At 35.7% G+C, this 17,421-nt stretch carries 12 protein-coding genes and 1 pseudogene; 8 read left to right on the forward strand and 5 right to left on the reverse strand.

All coding sequences use genetic code 11. The features are described from left to right. The 4 genes from AAGD74_RS01890 (at position 1) to surE (ending at position 8,188) form a co-directional block, all read left to right on the forward strand. A complete protein-coding gene (locus tag AAGD74_RS01890; protein WP_338482422.1) occupies positions 1–2,904 on the forward strand; it encodes an FAD-dependent oxidoreductase in 2,904 nt (967 codons plus the stop codon). 303 nt (positions 2,905–3,207) lie between these two features. Next, positions 3,208–4,767, forward strand: coding sequence for a proton-conducting transporter membrane subunit (locus AAGD74_RS01895; RefSeq protein ID WP_236514983.1), 1,560 nt, complete (start codon positions 3,208–3,210; stop codon positions 4,765–4,767). Beyond that, positions 4,752–6,095, forward strand: a complete 1,344-nt coding sequence (gene ffh, locus AAGD74_RS01900; RefSeq protein ID WP_341810704.1) for a signal recognition particle protein — start codon at positions 4,752–4,754, stop codon at positions 6,093–6,095. The genes AAGD74_RS01895 and ffh overlap by 16 nt, the downstream gene beginning before the upstream one ends. A gap of 1,340 nt (positions 6,096–7,435) precedes the next feature. After that, a complete protein-coding gene (surE, locus tag AAGD74_RS01905) occupies positions 7,436–8,188 on the forward strand; it encodes a 5'/3'-nucleotidase SurE (RefSeq protein WP_077190543.1) in 753 nt (250 codons plus the stop codon). A gap of 24 nt (positions 8,189–8,212) precedes the next feature. Here surE and hisS read toward each other — a convergent pair whose 3' ends face one another. Both hisS and AAGD74_RS01915 read right to left on the reverse strand, forming a co-directional pair. Continuing rightward, complete coding sequence (gene hisS, locus AAGD74_RS01910) at positions 8,213–9,436, reverse strand: histidine--tRNA ligase (RefSeq protein WP_077188193.1); 1,224 nt, start codon at positions 9,434–9,436, stop codon at positions 8,213–8,215. Continuing rightward, entirely contained in the window at positions 9,433–10,005 is a 573-nt protein-coding gene (locus tag AAGD74_RS01915) for a NifU family protein (RefSeq protein ID WP_338482826.1), read from the reverse strand. Before AAGD74_RS01915 ends, hisS begins: the two co-directional genes overlap by 4 nt. A gap of 196 nt (positions 10,006–10,201) precedes the next feature. On the opposite strand from AAGD74_RS01915, the gene AAGD74_RS01920 reads away from it, so the two are divergent. The 3 genes from AAGD74_RS01920 (at position 10,202) to AAGD74_RS01930 (ending at position 12,871) form a co-directional block, all read left to right on the forward strand. Then, complete coding sequence (locus tag AAGD74_RS01920) at positions 10,202–10,426, forward strand: DnaJ domain-containing protein (protein WP_341810705.1); 225 nt, start codon at positions 10,202–10,204, stop codon at positions 10,424–10,426. An 85-nt stretch (positions 10,427–10,511) separates the two neighbouring features. Next, entirely contained in the window at positions 10,512–11,744 is a 1,233-nt protein-coding gene (locus tag AAGD74_RS01925) for a cytochrome b/b6 (protein WP_338482423.1), read from the forward strand. 368 nt (positions 11,745–12,112) lie between these two features. Then, positions 12,113–12,871, forward strand: coding sequence for a cytochrome c1 (locus AAGD74_RS01930; RefSeq protein ID WP_338482827.1), 759 nt, complete (start codon positions 12,113–12,115; stop codon positions 12,869–12,871). A gap of 250 nt (positions 12,872–13,121) precedes the next feature. On the opposite strand, the gene AAGD74_RS01935 is transcribed toward AAGD74_RS01930, so the two are convergent. Continuing rightward, entirely contained in the window at positions 13,122–13,256 is a 135-nt protein-coding gene (locus AAGD74_RS01935) for a transposase (RefSeq protein WP_406829215.1), read from the reverse strand. A 365-nt stretch (positions 13,257–13,621) separates the two neighbouring features. Beyond that, positions 13,622–14,279 (reverse strand): annotated as a pseudogene (locus AAGD74_RS01940) (IS5 family transposase); the annotation flags it as partial. A 117-nt stretch (positions 14,280–14,396) separates the two neighbouring features. Between AAGD74_RS01940 and AAGD74_RS01945 the strand changes: the two are divergent. Next, entirely contained in the window at positions 14,397–15,359 is a 963-nt protein-coding gene (locus AAGD74_RS01945; RefSeq protein ID WP_341810706.1) for an IS481 family transposase, read from the forward strand. Here AAGD74_RS01945 and AAGD74_RS01950 read toward each other — a convergent pair. Beyond that, the gene (locus AAGD74_RS01950) at positions 15,304–17,409 is read right to left on the reverse strand and encodes a hypothetical protein (RefSeq protein WP_410529905.1); all 2,106 of its coding nucleotides are present in this window, start codon (positions 17,407–17,409) and stop codon (positions 15,304–15,306) included. The genes AAGD74_RS01945 and AAGD74_RS01950 overlap by 56 nt on opposite strands. Positions 17,410–17,421: the final 12 nt, after the last annotated feature.

Raw genomic sequence — 17,421 nt, forward strand, 5'->3', positions numbered from 1 at the left:
ATGAAGCTGAATTTCAAAATCTCATTTTCGAATCTATATACTCGCAATGGATTAACAAAATTAGATGAGACATTTTTGAATTATATTAAATCATGTGATGAGAGCTTGTTTTGTTCATTAATTGAAGCAAGAGAAAAAGCAGCTTCTTCTTCGATGTCATCCCAGTGTCACCTCCCATCATCCCAGTGTCACCCCCCGTCATCCCAGTTTCACCCCCCGTCATCCCAGTGCTTGACACTGGGATCTAGAAAACAAGAAGGACGGTCAGCTACTTGGATGACAGATAGTCAGTTAATAGTAGACCTCTCATATTTACTTGATGAATTTATTGCAAAACTTTTCAATGTTGAAAAAGAAATAGAGGAGCTAAAGAAAAAGCACAACGACTTTGCTGTAATATATAAGTGCAAAAGATTATTTGTCCAACGCTATGCATTGAAGAAATACACTAATGTGGCGAATATAGATATTACTAACAAACTAAGTCATTTTCTCACTTTGCCAACAACAGAAAAAAATTTTGCTGAGCAGGTGATGCATTGGTTTGAAGATAAAGAAAATCACAAAGAAGAAATAGAACTTGCAGCACAATATGCAGTGTGGAGAGTAAAAAATAAACAGAGTATATTATTCAGTATTCATAAAAAAATCGACCACGAAAACCTCATACCATTTTCTAAAAAAGAAGTGGACAAAGTTGAAGTGCTGTATTCAAATGAAGTAAAAAGACGATACGGTTTTGATCTAACAAGCAAAAAGGTGAGTTTGAATAAAGCACTAGATAATGCTCACTACTGCATATTTTGTCATAAGCAAAGTAAGGACAGCTGCTCAAAGGGGCTAATTAATAACGACAATACTTTTAAACAATCTCCACTAAAAGTTGAACTGCACGGCTGCCCACTAGAGCAGAAAATATCAGAAATGAATCTGGTGAAAAGCGAAGGGTACAGCATAGCAAGTCTTGCAATTGTGATGATAGATAACCCATTATGCGCAGCCACTGGACACAGAATATGCAATGACTGCATGAATTCGTGCATATATCAAAAACAAGAACCCGTAAATGTGCCAGCAATTGAAACAAGGATTCTGGATGATGTGCTCAGTTTACCGTACGGATTTGAAATATATTCTCTGCTCAGCCGTTGGAATCCTTTAAATTTTCAGCGTTCATTGCCAAGAGAAAACACCGGAAAAAACATTCTAATTGTAGGCCTTGGTCCTGCTGGTTTTAATTTAGCTCATCATTTGTTGAACGATGGGCATAACGTTATCACCATTGATGGACTAAAAATTGAGCCTTTGATCGATAATTTCCAGCTAATTAAAGATTTTGAACACGAAAAATTGAGTGAACGCACGGCAGGAGGGTTTGGTGGGGTGGCAGAATATGGTATTACTTCTCGGTGGGATAAGAATTACTTAAAGATTATTAGATTACTGCTGGAAAGACGTGAGCATTTCGCACTTTATGGAGGCATTCGTTTTGGTGGCACGATTAATGTTGATGACGCGTTCAACTCGGGTTTTGATCACATTGCCCTAGCACTTGGCTCTGGCAAGCCACGAATGATCAAAATAAAGAATATACTAGCTCGTGGAGTGCGTATGGCATCTGACTTTCTTATGTCGTTACAACTGACTGGCGCTCTTAAATTTGATTCTATAGCAAATCTGCAAGTTCGTATGCCGATAGTTGTAATAGGGGCTGGGCTTACTGCGATTGACACTGCCACTGAAGCTTTAGCGTATTATCCAATTCAAGTAGAAAAATTTCTTCTTCGTTATGAGATATTAGTTGATAAGTATGGAAAGGACTGTGTTGAAAAAGATTGGACAGAAGAAGAGCGCGAAATTGCGAATGAGTTTATATCACACGCACAATTGATCCGAGAAAAGCAAAAGTTAGCAAAAAAAGAGAATAGAGAAATAAAAATATTAGAGTTGATGCAGAGTCTCGGGGGAGTGAAAGTTATATATAGAAAAGAGCTAAAAGATTCACCAAGTTATCGATTAAATAGCGAAGAGGTGCAAAATGGGCTGTCAGAAGGGATTTACTTTATTGAAAACTTAGAGCCAGTTGAAGTTGTGACGGATAAATATAACCATGCTGAATCAATAAAACTGATAGACACAAAATCCGGCGAAATCAAACGTATAAAAGCACGTTCTATTTTTATAGCAGCAGGTACTGAGCCAAATACAGTTATTGCAACAGAAGATAAAAAGCATTTTAAATTAAGTAATGGGTATTTTACTCATTTGAATTCATCAGGAAAAGAAATAGACCCAATATTTTCTCCTAAAATGCAAAATAAAGATAGAATATTAGTGTATAAGCAAGGCAATAAAACAATCAGCTTTTTTGGTGATCTTCACCCTTCGTATAGTGGCAGCGTCGTGAAAGCTATGGCAAGTGCTAAGAACGGCTACCCTATTATTTCTCAGCTTTTGAGTGGAGTTAATAGCTTCGTTTCTGTCATTCCAGTGTGTGATGTTGTGGGCCAGAAAAAAAATGCGTGGTCAAGTGTTGAAGACCTGGCTAATAAAGAATTATTTAATAGAATCAAAGAGCAATTCACTGCAAAGGTTATAAAAGTTCAATATTTAACAGACAAAGTTGTGGAAATAGTGATCAAAGCACCACTTGCGGCAAAGAATTTTAAGCCTGGGCAATTCTTTAGATTGCAAAATTTTGAAACCAATGGCAGAAAAGCCAATAATACAAACCTTGCTATGGAAGGTATAGCCGTAACCGGCACTGAAGTAGACAAAAAAAAAGGAATTATTTCCACTATTGTGCTGGAAATCGGCGGCTCCACTAATTTATGCAGACACTTAAGAGAAGGCGAGCAAATAATTCTTATGGGCCCAACTGGCAGACCTACTGAGGTTTACTAAGTCTCAATATTAAAGTGATGCCAAATTTTATTTCAAAAAGTAAATAATTTACTAACGCTCGTGCACAAATTAAAAATAAATTATGCACGAGTGTAGCGTTATGAATTAGGAGTGCTATATTAAAGCTTACCTCACTATTAAAGCTGTCGGTCAGATTAGATTAAAAACCTAATCTGACCGGTTTCTCTATAACCCTCTAAACTCTGATATAATTATATGATAATTAGTTTAATTAGTGGTTAATATGCAAATTGATTTTATTCATATATTGAGATAGCATAAACCATATTGGTTTTAATTATTGTGCAACTTTATAAATCGTCACTGTTACTTCTACTGACTGTATTAATAGTTATAGTCCTAAAATTACCTGAAAATTTGAGCATTGCAGTAAATTGGTCTCTCCCAATTCTAGATTTTGATTTATCTTTTCGTACCATACTAATATCTTTTTTATCAGTTGCATTTTTAGCTGTTCTACCAGCACAAAATTTGACTTTTTCAGAGATGCTATCTTTTGCTGCTTACACTATTAGTTCACTTTATGCAGTTTTATCTGAACATATGATATTGGTTATAATATTCTGTGAATTAATGACCATCAGTGCATTTTTTATTATCGCAGCTAGCTGTAGAGATAGTGGACCTGCAATAAGGTACGCTTGTGTACACTTTTTCGTTGGAGTTATATTAATAGCAGGATTGGCACTTCAAAGCACTAACCTGATAATTTTGGGTTTATTGATAAACTGCGCTTGTTTTCCTTTTTCGTTTTGGGTTGTTGATGCATATCCTGCTGCATCGCTACATGGCACCACATATCTCTCTTTATTTACCACTAAAGTCTCTTTTTTAGTGATGCTTTTACACACTTATAACCTATGGCAAGATTGTACTGAAATATTAGCGCTTGTAGGCACCATCACTGCAATTTACAGCATTATATTTGCTTCTCTTGAGCAAAATATTCGCAGATTTTTATGCTATAACGTTGTAGGACAAATGGGCTTGCTGATTATTGCAGGAAGTTTGCTCAGTCCTTCGGAAAAAGCAATACCAATTTTGATACTGCATATAATCTTCTCTCTTGTTTATCAATCATTATTGTTTGTGGTCAGTAATTCGATTATTTCACAAACAAAAACAATTAGTTTTAATGGAGTGGGTAAACTGATGTCAGTGGAAGGCATGTGTGCTATAATCGCAATACTTACAATGGCTGCATTTCCTGGAACCGTTGGATTTATCAGTAAATCATATATCACAGCTGAAATTGAAATGAACACTGTTGCCTTAAAAGGGTATAAAAATTTATATAAGCTTCTAAATTTGCTGCTTCATTTAAGCGTGGGGCTAAAGTTTCTTTATTACTTATTTATTGCAAAAAGTAAGTCAAAACCTTTAGCAGAGAGAGGAGGCAAAATGACTATGATTATTTTAGCATTTATATGCGTAATCGCTGGCAATCCTTACTTACCTATTTACAATAAGCCTTCAATTTTTAATCTTGCGTACAACACAAAAAATATTTGGTCGCAATTTAATTTATTACTATGTACCACTTTATTGTTTATTCCTTTACGCAAGTTATTTTACCCGAGAGTAAATTTTAAAATGGATGTTGATTGGATTTTTAGAGCTTTCATACCCTATATTATCTTGCTGTTCAATCAGTTAGTCTCTAAAACTAGAGAAATGTTTGCCAGCGTAGTGCAAAACTTGACTAATCCACTTACTGGTTTATACTTTAATAATATTACTAAACTTAAAGAAGTGCTGGGTTATAACTCAGTGAGTTTTGTTTCAGCTTCTTCTCTCTTTTTAATGAGTATTCTACTAATGCTATTATGTTTAAATCGTTAACTGAAAGTTTAAATTCTGTATTTAGTAAACTGAGAGGAAAGTCAATCATTTCTGAAGATGATTTTAATCTTGCCATGCGTGAAATACGCATAGCCTTAATTGAAGCTGACGTTTCACTTGAAGTTGCAAAAAAATTCATCAACGACATTAAAGATAAAGTGATTGGGGAAAAAGTCATAAAAAGTGTTTCTCCAGCACAAATGATAATTAAAATTGTACAGGATAATTTAGTTGCAGTTCTCGGATCAGAGAAAAGTGACTTAAATCTAGCAGTTAAACCCCCTGCTGTGATTATGATGGTGGGCTTACAAGGTGCAGGTAAAACAACTACCTCAGGAAAGCTTGCTTTAAAACTAAAAAAGCAAAAGAAAAAAGTGATGCTTGCCTCTTTAGACATTTATAGGCCTGCTGCCCAGAAACAACTTGAAGTGCTAGGTAAACAAATAGATGTGCAAACTTTACCTGTAGTAATAGATGAGAAGCCCATTACAATTACAAAAAGGGCAATAGCAATAGCAAAGAACGATAATTATGATGTATTAATACTAGACACTGCAGGCAGGCTTCATATTGACAATAATATGATGAATGAGTTGAAAGCCGTAAAGGAAATAGCTTCACCTGCAGAAGTTATTTTAGTAGCCGACGCAATGATAGGCCAGGATGCGGTCAACATTGCCAAATCATTCAATGAGGTAATAGGTGTAACCGGCATTATTCTCACCCGTGTTGATGGTGATGCACGTGGTGGTGCTGCTCTTTCTATGAAAATGATCGCCGATTGTCCAATTAAATTTATTGCTTGTGGTGAAAAATTAAGTGACCTCGATGATTTTTATCCCGATAGAATTGCAAAAAGGATACTTAGCATGGGTGATGTTGTATCATTGGTTGAAAAAGCTGCTGAGATTGTTGGTCAGGAAGAATTTGATAAGTTACAAAAGAAAGTGAAAAAAGGTAAATTCGACCTAAACGACCTAGTGGGAATGTTAAAAACTCTGAGTAAAATGGATGGCATTAGCAACATAATGAAATTCATTCCTAGTTCATTTACAAAAAAGCTAAGTAGCAGTGTGCCAGATGACAATAAAGTGAAAAAATATATAGCCATCATAAACTCAATGACTGAAAAAGAAAGGCAAAATCCAGATATTTTAAATGGCAAAAGAAGACTTAGAATTTCTAAGGGGTCCGGAACAACTGTAACTGACATTAATCTTCTAATTAAGCAGTATAATCAAATGAGCTCTATGGTAAATAAGTTCAGTAAAGTTGACCATAGTAAACTCAAAGAATCTGATTTGATGGATATGCTAAGCAGAAAGTAAGTGACCTTACCTTTAGCTATATCAAAAGCCGGCTTAGGTCTCGCAAAAAAATTTACAGCTTCTTGCTAGCCAAGAAATTTATTATTAATTTTAAGAAATACTATAGCTGACCCAAGCAACACGTCATACCGCGATTCATTTCATAACTGTACGAACATTGTAGTGTGGGCCACCAGTGGGGTGTCATCCGAGTAGCTTGACTACTTGGATCCAGAAAAAAGAATGGTGTCATGAAAGTAGCCCCCTTCTCCTGTCATCCCAGCGCCCAGAGGTGTCATCCGAGTAGCTTGACTACTTGGATCCAGAAAAAAGAATGGTGTCATGAAAGTAGCTGACACTGGTCTCCATCCAAAAGGGTGTCATCCGAGTAGCTTGACTACTTGGATCCAGAAAAAAGAATGGTGTCATGAAAGTAGCTGACACTGGTCTCCATCCAAAAGGGTGTCATCCGAGTAGCTTGACTACTTGGATCCAGGAAACTTAATTGCAAGTAATGCATTGGGTTTGGTGAGTATGGGTTTTGCGTTATAGAATGAAGCACTTTTTGTGAATTTGTAAAGAAAACTGGATCCAAGTAGTCAGGGCACTGGGATGACATCATCCTTTTTTTTGGATTCCAGACTGGAATGACAGCAGTCCTACGTCATACCGCGATTCATTCGCGGTATCTCTAGATCCCGCTAACAAGCAGCGGGATGACGGTTGTCGTTTAGCTACAAATATTAAGAAATTTACCAAACGAAAAAAAGGCAAAAGAAGCCCCGTGGTGGTTGGCTATTTACTATGTACTAAAATATCGGCGTTTTTTTTATTCTAAAACGCTTGATTAAGAGCGATTTAGCTGCTTTTAACTTGCAACTAACCTACACCGCAAGTGTTTAAGAAATTTACTAAGCAGGAAAAAAGGCAAAGAAACCCCGTAGTAGCTAGCATTCAAATTCTCCCTTGTCAATTTGACGTTTTTTGCTGTCTTAAACGCTTTGTAAGCTCGTTTCGGCTTATATAGGTAAAAACCTAAAAATTTTTAAAGACATGCGATGCACGTAGTGCGAAAAATTAAACATGAGACGCCAAATACCCTAAGTTTTTTGTCATTAACCTGCACAGATTGCGAAGATAAATAAATAGCTTCAGTTTCATGATAAGGGGGCTGGCGGAGTTTGTCAAGTAGGTTTTTTCGTTTCTATTGTAATGACAGTTATGGCCTGTGCAAGAAATCTATTGATTTACAGCAGGTTCTTTGTTACAGTTCGTAGTTATGCAAAGAAACTTAAAGCCTCATGAGTTTATTTACAGCCAGTGATTTACATAATTTGGAGCTGTATAGCTGAGTATTGTATATGATAATATTGATAACAAACGATGATGGCTTTGGAAGTGAAGGAATAAAATTACTCAAAGAGGTTGCACGGAATTTTGCGTCAGAAATATGGATAGTGGCACCAGATACTGATAGAAGCGGAGCTGCAAGATCTCTTGATTATCCAGTGAAACAATCTATTGGAATAAAACAACATAGTGAAAGGGAATTTAGTGTGTCTGGTACTCCTGCAGACTGTGTCATTATTGCGCTAAATAAAGTTATGAATAAAAAACCAGACTTAATATTGTCCGGAGTAAATATTGGATCAAATGTCGGGGACGATATTTGTTATTCAGGAACAATTGGTGCTGTAATGGAAGGTGCTGCAAGGTCTATACCTTCTATTGCACTGAGCCAAGTTTATCATGATAAAATAGACTGGCACAATACAAAGGTTTTTGCACCAAAGGTTATTGCCAAGCTCGTTAAGGTTGGTTGGCCTAAAAACATAGTGATGAGTGTAAATTTTCCTGCTACAGAAAAAGTAAAAGGAGTAGAATTTGCTGAACAAGGTGAATATAACATTGATGGGGATTTAATTTTTACTGAAAATTCGAATGGCTCTTTTAGCTTAAATTGGTCTCGAGAGCACTCAGGCAGTGGTAGTGTAAATAAAATAAAAGAAGGATTTATTACTATCACACCAGTAAAATTAGATTTTACAGATTATGATACATTGAATGCTATGAAAAATTCTTGTGCAGACGAATTTTCTTCTATAGCTGACTGAGAAAAACATTTGCATTGCTCCTAATTAGATGTTTTCTATTGTGTTATCGCGAGCAATTATTTTTTCTTCACCTGTATCCATGTTTTTAATCTTTAAAGTTTTACTACTCAATTCTTCATCGCCAAAAATTAAAGCAACTTTAGCATTTGCTTGATTTGCTTTTTTCATTCGGGTTTTAAGCGCTCCGCTATATTCATAGATCACATACAAATCATTTCTGCGCAATTCATTTGCAAGTGTTAGGGCATATTCTTCAGCCTCTCTACCGATTGGAATTAGGTAAATAGGTCGCTCTTCTTTCGGAGAATAATTGATTAACTCCATTATGCGTTCAATACCTCCTGCAAATCCTATTGCTGAAGTGTGTTTTCCACCCACTGAAGATACTAAATTATCGTATCTTCCACCGGCAAAAACTGCCCCTTGTGCGCCTAAATCCTCTGTAACAAACTCAAACACTGTGTGGCAATAATAATCCAAACCTCGAACTAGTTTATTGTTTACGGTATAAGGTATATCAAGAATTGTTAATCCATTTAGTATTTGTTCAAAGAAATCTGAGGACCCTTTCGTATAATAATTGCTGATTTTAGGCGCATCAGAAATTATTGATTTATCTTTCTCATCCTTGGAATCCAGTATTCTGAGTGGGTTTTTGATCAACCTATTTTTGCTATCTTCTGATAGATCATTTTGATACTTTGTAAAGTATAAGATCAAAGCTTCTCTATACTTAGTTATTGTTTCACCATCACCTAAAGAGTTGATTTCCAGCTTTACATTTTTATTGATGCCAAATTCAGTTAGTAAGTGCTGAACGAGTGATATCAATTCAATATCAGCTTTTGGATCTTCTATGCCAAAAACCTCAAAATTTATCTGATGAAATTGCCTTTGTCTTCCCTTTTGCGGCCTTTCATAGCGAAATGCAGGTCCTGTTGAGAATAATTTTATCGGTGTTTGCAGTTTTTTTTCAATGAGTAGCCTAACAATCGCTGCAGTGAACTCAGGACGTAAAGTTATGCTCTTTCCCCCTTTATCATTGAAGCTATACATCTCTTTAGTGATGATATCTGAGCTATCACCTAAGGTTTTTGTAAAAACCTCCGTGTATTCAAATATTGGAGTTTGGGCGGGCAAAAAGCCGTATAGACTTGAGATTCTATTTGCTGTTTGCTGAATGTATTTAAACTTGTACCATTCATCAAACAGGAGATCTTTTGTTCCTCTAACCGTTTGATTAGTCATAGTGTGGTCTCTATACCCGCAACCTCTGGTATGTGGTAGCTCAGCATATTCTGCACTCCTTGCTTGAGGGTAATTGCAGCACTTGGGCATCCAGAGCAGGCTCCTTGCAGCTCAACATAAACTATTCCATCTTTATAGCCACGGAATTTGATATCACCACCGTCTTGAGCAACTGCAGGTTTGATATAACTTTCCATCAATTCTTTTATTCTATTTACAATTTCTATATCATTTTCATCGAAAAATTCCTCATCTGATATATTATTATCATTCACTCCTTCTTTATCTAGCGCTTTTCCACCTGAAGTAAAGTGATCCATGATTGTAGTTAAAATTTCTACTTTTAGTGTATCCGAATTAATTCCACCCAATTTTGTTACTGAAATAAAATCATGACCAAAAAACACTCTTACCACATGTTCTATTTGAAAAAGATTTGCTGCTAACTTGGAGTTTTTTATTTCATCTGCATTTGAAAAATCAGCCGTTTCTCCTTCGTTTAGAATTGCAAATCCAGGAAGGAATTTTAGCGTATTTGGGTTTGGTGTTTCTTCAATCTGGATGAACATGTTATTTACCATGACAATTATAATTGTTACTATTTAATCATAAAATGATAAAAAAATATACATGTCATTCATCTTTTTTCTTTTTTTAGTATTCATAGTAATTACATTTGTCTTGCCTAGCGTTGTTGTATTTTTTCTTTTCCTGACAAAAAAAAATAACATAAGTTTCATGATGAACTCTATATTGAGTAAGTTTTTGAACGAATTTAATAGCAGTAGAAGTTATACTGAAAATTACACTGGTGACAACATATCCAAAGATGAAGCATTAAAGATACTGGGGCTGAATCCTGAGGCAAGTCAAAATGAAATCAATAAAGCATATCAAAATTTAATGAAGTTAGTTCATCCAGATAAGGGAGGCTCGGAATATTTTGCACAAAAGTTAAACGCGGCACGTGATAGGTTGCTGAAGAGGTAATTAATATTGCTTTAAAGTTTTTATTTGTGCATAAAGGATAAGCTGCTACAATAAAACGAGTTAAAGGTAGAGAAAGCTTTAAGTTATGCAAGATGATACTAAAAAAAAAACAACGATAGAAGAAGAAAAAGGCATATTAGGGTGGATAGAATATAGACTGCCTATATTTTCTTTTCTAAAACACACCTCTTCTTATCAAGTACCAAAAAACTTAAATTATGCTTGGAACTTTGGCTCTTTGGCTGGTATAGCGCTAATTTTACAAATAATAACAGGTATATTTCTTGCTATGCACTACACTCCGCATGTTGATTATGCGTTTAATAGTGTAGAGCGCATAATGCGGGATGTGAATTACGGGTGGTTAATACGCTACACTCACGCTGTTGGAGCATCGCTCTTCTTTATGGTAGTCTATGTTCATATAATGCGTGGATTATATTACGGATCTTATAAAAGACCGAGAGAGATGGTGTGGTTTATTGGAATATTTATATTTTTTGCAATGATGGCAACTGCCTTTATGGGGTATGTATTGCCTTGGGGACAAATGAGTTTCTGGGGTGCAACAGTTATAACCAACTTATTTTCTGCTATACCTTTAATTGGCAATAAAATAGTTATATGGTTATGGGGTGGTTTTTCAGTGGATAACCCAACACTTAACCGTTTTTTCGCTCTGCATTATCTTCTGCCTTTTGTTATTATTGCTTTAGCTATGCTTCATGTGATAGCTCTGCATAGGTTTGGCTCTGGTAACCCAAGTGGAGTGGAGGTAAAATCAGATAAGGATACCATCCCTCTCTATCCTTATTATATAGTCAAGGATTGCATAACTTTTGGTCTGTTTTTTGTAGTTTTGTTCGCATTTGTTTTCTATGCTCCCAATTATCTTGGGCATCCAGACAATTATATAGAAGCTGACTCTATGGTAACTCCGGTACACATAGTGCCAGAGTGGTATTTTTTACCTTTTTATGCAATGCTACGTTCAATTCCAGATAAACTTACTGGTGTGCTTACCATGTTTGCGTCTATTTTAGTGTGGTTTTTGTTACCTTGGCTTGATAAATCAAAAGTTAAAAGTGGTGCTTATCGCCCGGTGTTTAAGAAATTTTTTTGGGTTTTTGCAATAAATTTTGTACTTCTTGCCTGGCTTGGAGGACAAGAGGTAAAAGAGCCTTACATCACTATGAGTAGGCTATCTACTCTTTATTACTTTGCATACTTTGTGATAGTTTTACCACTGCTTAGTAAGTATGAAAAGCCAAAAGAACCACCAAAAACCTTAAGTGATTCTGTGCCGGAGATGAGGTGATGTCAATTCAAAGCAGATCTCTTACAAAATTCTCTGTCATCCCAGAACTCTCTCCTGTCATCCCAGAGCCCTCTTTTGTCATCCCAGTGCTTGACACTGGGATCCAGAAAAAAAATAAATGGATTCCAGCATCATGTACACAATTGTATGAACGTTGTATACAACACACAGTGTCATTCCACTATCTTCCGTTGTCATCCCAGTGCTTGACACTAGGATCCAGGTATAAAAATACTTACAAATCATGCAATGGACGACAGATTCTAGGAGTGCACGATAACCATAATGTCAGTGATGAAATAAGCTGGATTCCAGTGTCAGCTACTTGCATGACATCAATTCGAAATTTACTAAAACAGTGGTTATGCATGGGATCTAATGTATTTGCAATCTTCTGCATGTTATTTCTATCTAGTCTTATATCTGCAGAAGAATTTAAATCATCACCAAATAAGAAAATAGACTGGAAATTTGATGGAATTGTCGGATCTTTCGATAGAGAGTCAATTCAGCGTGGCTATAAAGTGTATAAAGAAGTCTGTGCTGCTTGTCATTCAATGAATAGGGTAGCATTTCGTAATTTGCAAGATGTTGGTTTTTCTGAAGAAGATGTAAAACAGATTGCAGCTTCTTATCAAGTTAAAGATGGCCCAAATGATTTGGGTGAAATGTTCGATAGACCTGGAATACCTTCGGATTATTTTATTGCACCTTTTGATACAAAAGAAGCAGCTGCAGCAAGCAACAATGGTGCAGTCCCACCAGACTTATCATTAATTATTAAAGCAAGGCATGATGGTGCAAATTATGTCTATTCATTGTTAACAGGCTATCAAAACGGCGAACACGATGAAAATGATTTATATTTTAATTCGTATTTTCCAACAGGCAGATTAGCTATGGCGCCACCACTTTCTGAAGAAATGGTGGAATATGATGGTGCAAGGCAAGCCACAGTTGAAAATATGGCGTATGATGTGATAAATTTTTTACAATGGGCAGCAGAGCCAGAATTAGAGCGCCGGCATAAACTTGGATTAAAAGTAGTGGCGTATTTTATAATTTTAACAGTGTTTTTTGTATTAACTAACAACAAAGTTTGGAGCAAGCTCTATAAAAAGAAGTGATAGTCAATTTTGCCTCAAGCACAATGGTTGTCATCCAAGTAGCTAACACTGGTTCCTTTATGACAGTGTCATCCGAGTAGCTGACACTGGGATAGCTTTGTCGCATCGTACCTTATACGGTAATAATTTACGATAAATTCATGTAGCCATTTCGAATTTAGCCATACCAATGTCAGTAAATTTATTAAGCAAATAGCACTTAATGAGCAGTTCTTTTTCACGATTTAGAGGTTGTCCACAAACCAGTAAATCAAGCATATTCCCTACTTAACATAACTTTACTCATAGCCAGATATATGAAACTTTCAGTAGATGTTGTAAGTAAATCGTACTCCTTTGATAGCCTTCTATTTCTATTGATCCAAGCAAAAGTCCTCTCTACCACCCACCTTCTCGGCTGTACTGAAAATCCAGGATCCCGTTGGGCTTTGTTGCATCGCTAGCTATGATGGATTAAAGATAAAAAAGATAGCGAATATCAGTAGCTTATTATTCTGGTATTTATAACAAGAACGGTCAGTGAATACCTAAATTTGAGTAAAAGAAATTTCACTACCACTCACTAATCTGGCTAAAATTCAAGAATTTCAATGCTTTAGCTATTTTCAATAGAATTAAATTTATTAATATAAATAACAAATTACTATTCTTAAATTTGATCAGATTGATTGCAAAAAAACAAGATTTTCAATAGGTTGCTTATAATCCTAATTATAGTTAGCCTTTCATAAGTAGCGATGCAACAAAGCCATCCCGTTGTGGCAATAGTTCTAGTGGTGTATCTTTATGCACCCAAAACCTACATGGAGGCCTTTTGACAATTTCAATATCTATCCCATATTCTCTCTTTACGTAATCCTTTAAATCTTTTCCTTGGTATCCCATATCAGCCCACATTTTCTTAATATTGCTGTATTTTTCCTTCATATTGTCCAATGCCATCTTCACCCCATCTCTGTCATTTTCGCTTGCAGCTCCTACATAGCAACCAAGCACAAATCCTTGAGTATCTGTGATTATATGTCTTTTTCTCCCCTTTACCTTTTTCGCACCATCATAACCTTTGCCCCCCCTTTTTCCGTGGTTTTTACCGATTGACTGTCCACTATGCATGCGCTCGGCTTCCCATTTTTGACCTACTATATTTAGTGATATCATAGTTCATTTTCTCAAAAATTCCCTGCTTTTTCCATCTTCTAAACTGTTCATGCACAGCCTTCCACGGCGGAAAATCGTGTGGTAAATAGCGCCATTGACATCCTGTGCGCAGTATATAAAGAATTGCATTTACTATCTCACACTTACTGTATTTTGGTGGCCTTCCTCCTTTCTTGTACGATACTCTGAAGTGTTTTTCTATTCTTGCCCATTCCCTTTCGCTTAGATCTGTTGGATATTTTTTCCTCATCTCTTACCTCAATATTCTTTCTTTATATACTACGTATTCCTTGGTTTGTGGACAACCTCTTAGATGTATGGTCCCAGAGAGTGATGGTATACTATCATCATCATTTAAGGAGTCATTATGGGACAGATATTACATGGGTGCGCCAAAACAACACAGACGATTCGTAGAGCAATACAAAATAGAAAAGAGAGCATAGCAAAACTCTCCAAGCATTATAACCTTAATCCAAAAACTATTATTAAGTGGAGAAAACGTTCATTTACGAAAGATGCTGATATGGGTCCAAAGCATCCAAGATCAACTGTTTTAACGCTAGAAGAGGAAGCTATAATAGTTACATTTCGCAAGTATACACTACTGCCACTAGATGATTGCCTTTACGCTCTGCAGTCTACAATTCCGCATTTGACTCGCTCTAGCTTGCATCGTTGTTTACAAAGACACAACATTAGCAGATTACCAACTGTTGATGGAGAAGTTAAGTCAAAAAAGAAATTCAAACAATATCCTATCGGTTACTTTCATATTGATATTGCTGAAGTTAGAACTGAGGAGGGCAAATTACATTTGTTTGTTGCTATTGATAGGACATCCAAATTTACCTATGTTGAGTTGTGTAACAGTGCTACAAAACCCATAGCTGCTGAGTTCTTACGTAATTTGATTAGAATTTTACCGTATAAAATCCATACTATTTTGACAGATAACGGTATACAATTTACAAACCAGAAGCGTCATAAGTATGCTTTCCAACATATATTTGATAGAGTTTGCGAAGAGAATGTTATTGAACATCGTTTGACAAAAGTTAGCCATCCTTGGACGAATGGGCAAGTCGAGCGTATGAATAAAACTTTAAAGGATGCTACAGTTAAGAAGTATTACTATCAATCGCACCAGCAACTTAAAGAACACCTTTATAACTTTGTTATGGCTTATAATTATGCAAAGAGACTCAAAACTCTTAAGGGTCTTACTCCTTATGAATTTATATGTTATCAGTGGACACAGTCTCCAGAATTATTTATACTAAATCCACACCATCACACTCTGGGACCATACATCTTAGTTTGTCTCTAGTCAATTTTTTGTTTTCTTGTCTTAACCCACTAGCTATTCTGCTTGAGTTGTTGTTTACAGCTTGTATACCTTGGTCTTGCTGCTGCATGCTTGTTCCTCTACTTTCATATTCAACTTCAGTTTGAGTTGCCTGACCTTTTTCCTGCTGTAATATGTTCTGCAGTTGCTCTAGACTCTCTTTGACAGATGCTAGCTCTTCCTGTGTACACGTTAACATCCCTTCCTTTTCCTTAAGCTGACGTTGAAGCTTTTCTATTTCCCCCTTCGTATTTTCTTCGCTTAGCTCATCTGCAAGTGATCTTCCAGGTTCAAGTTGTCGAATTTCCCTCTCTAAATCTTCCTTTTCTCTCTGTAATTCATTTAATTCTTTAGACAATTGGCTCGCCGTTTCAGCCAATGTATTGTTTTCCTTTTTTGTTTCCATTAACTGTTCTGCCAACTGCTTTTTATGATCATCGTTTAAACCTTCCACTATTTTCTTCAGGTCATTCTCCAAATTTGCATTCTTTTCCTTTAGTACAGTTAAATTAGCTTCACTTTGCTTCAATTTTCTCTGTAATTCTTTATTTGCCTCATTTGTTTCACCTTCCTTATCTTTCAACTTATCATTTAAGCTTTCTATTACATCATTTTTATCCTGCAGTTCTTTCTCTATCTTTTGTGTTAACTGCTCAATATTTTGATTCTTCCAAGCTAATTCTTGCGTCATCCTTTTTAATTCAGCTTTAAGTCTTTCAGCTTCTTCTTCCCCAGTTTGCTTTTCTTCACTTAATTCGCTTATTTGTGTATCACCTTCTTTTTCTATCTTTTGATTAAGTTCTTCTAATTTTTCGAGTTTCTCTATAAGTGACTTAATAGAAGCATCTTGCTCCTTTATTCTTTGATCTCTTTCAAATATCGCTCGCTGTTGTTCATTAACTTTATCTCTCAAGGAGTCACGTTCTAATCTTAGATCCTCAAGCTGCTTTGCCTGCGCTGCAAAATGTTGAGCAAATGTTTCTTTTCCTTCCTTTAATTCCTCAATTTCGTTTATAATTTCATCTACTTTATCTTTTAATCCTTCTTGCTCATACTCTTCTTCATCACCAGACATATCATCCTCAAATATTTCATCTTCATCACTAAATTCACTGCTGGTGGATATAGAACTTCTACGTGAAGAAGGTGTGCTAGGAGAGGAATACCCACTGCTGCTTGGTGTAGGCAATTGCGATGATAGATCTTGTGTGGGCTCGAGACTGTCCATATCTTGACCTATATCAGTAAAAGCTTGATACAGAGTTTTTCTGTTGATAAAAACTTCTTTATTTTGTCCAACTAACTTTAATACTTCTTCTGAACTCGTTATTCCTCCAAATTTTGGCTCACCAATAACACTCTGTATACCACCAGAATCCAATTTTACGGTCATGCTACAGTCTATGCTGTTACCTTCAGAATCCTTAGCCTGCCAATTAATGGTCATTTCACATGAGCTTGAACCAGTAAAATCATAGTGCCTCTCATTGCCATTTTTCTTGCTTGCGGTTATTTGACTATCTTTCCCTAAAGATATATTATAAACCTTACCTTCACTGCTGGTCCTTAAAATATTGCTAATTTCTATTGGTTTTTCTTCATTTTCAAATCTAATTTTGAAGTCATTATCCTTTGTTGGATACACTAAGAAATTTTGATTTGGTAAAGATGCTTCAAATTCTCTATGTGTTTCATTTATTGATTGCTCAAATTTTTGGAACTCCTTTTCCCACTTTAAATTTATCTGTCCTGTAATGTTCTCATCTTTGCGTAAAGGGCCAATAAAATACCAGATTAAATTTTTTTCCTCCAATTGTTTTATAGTCTCTTGAAAGCTGCTACAAGATTCAATCACATCTAAAATATCCTTTTTCTGCTGTTCATCTACATCTAAACTTTGACTTTCAGCTATAAATACATTTTCGTTTTCCTGTGGCATAATTTTACATTTTAAAAAATATACTATAATATTAACAGATTTCTTTAAAAAGTCAACTAATTGTTGGATAAATAAACTTGAGCATTTGGCCAAAATGTTATATAG

Origin of the sequence: Wolbachia endosymbiont (group A) of Campoletis raptor, assembly GCF_964026755.1 — a bacterium.
Lineage (GTDB): Bacteria > Pseudomonadota > Alphaproteobacteria > Rickettsiales > Anaplasmataceae > Wolbachia > Wolbachia pipientis.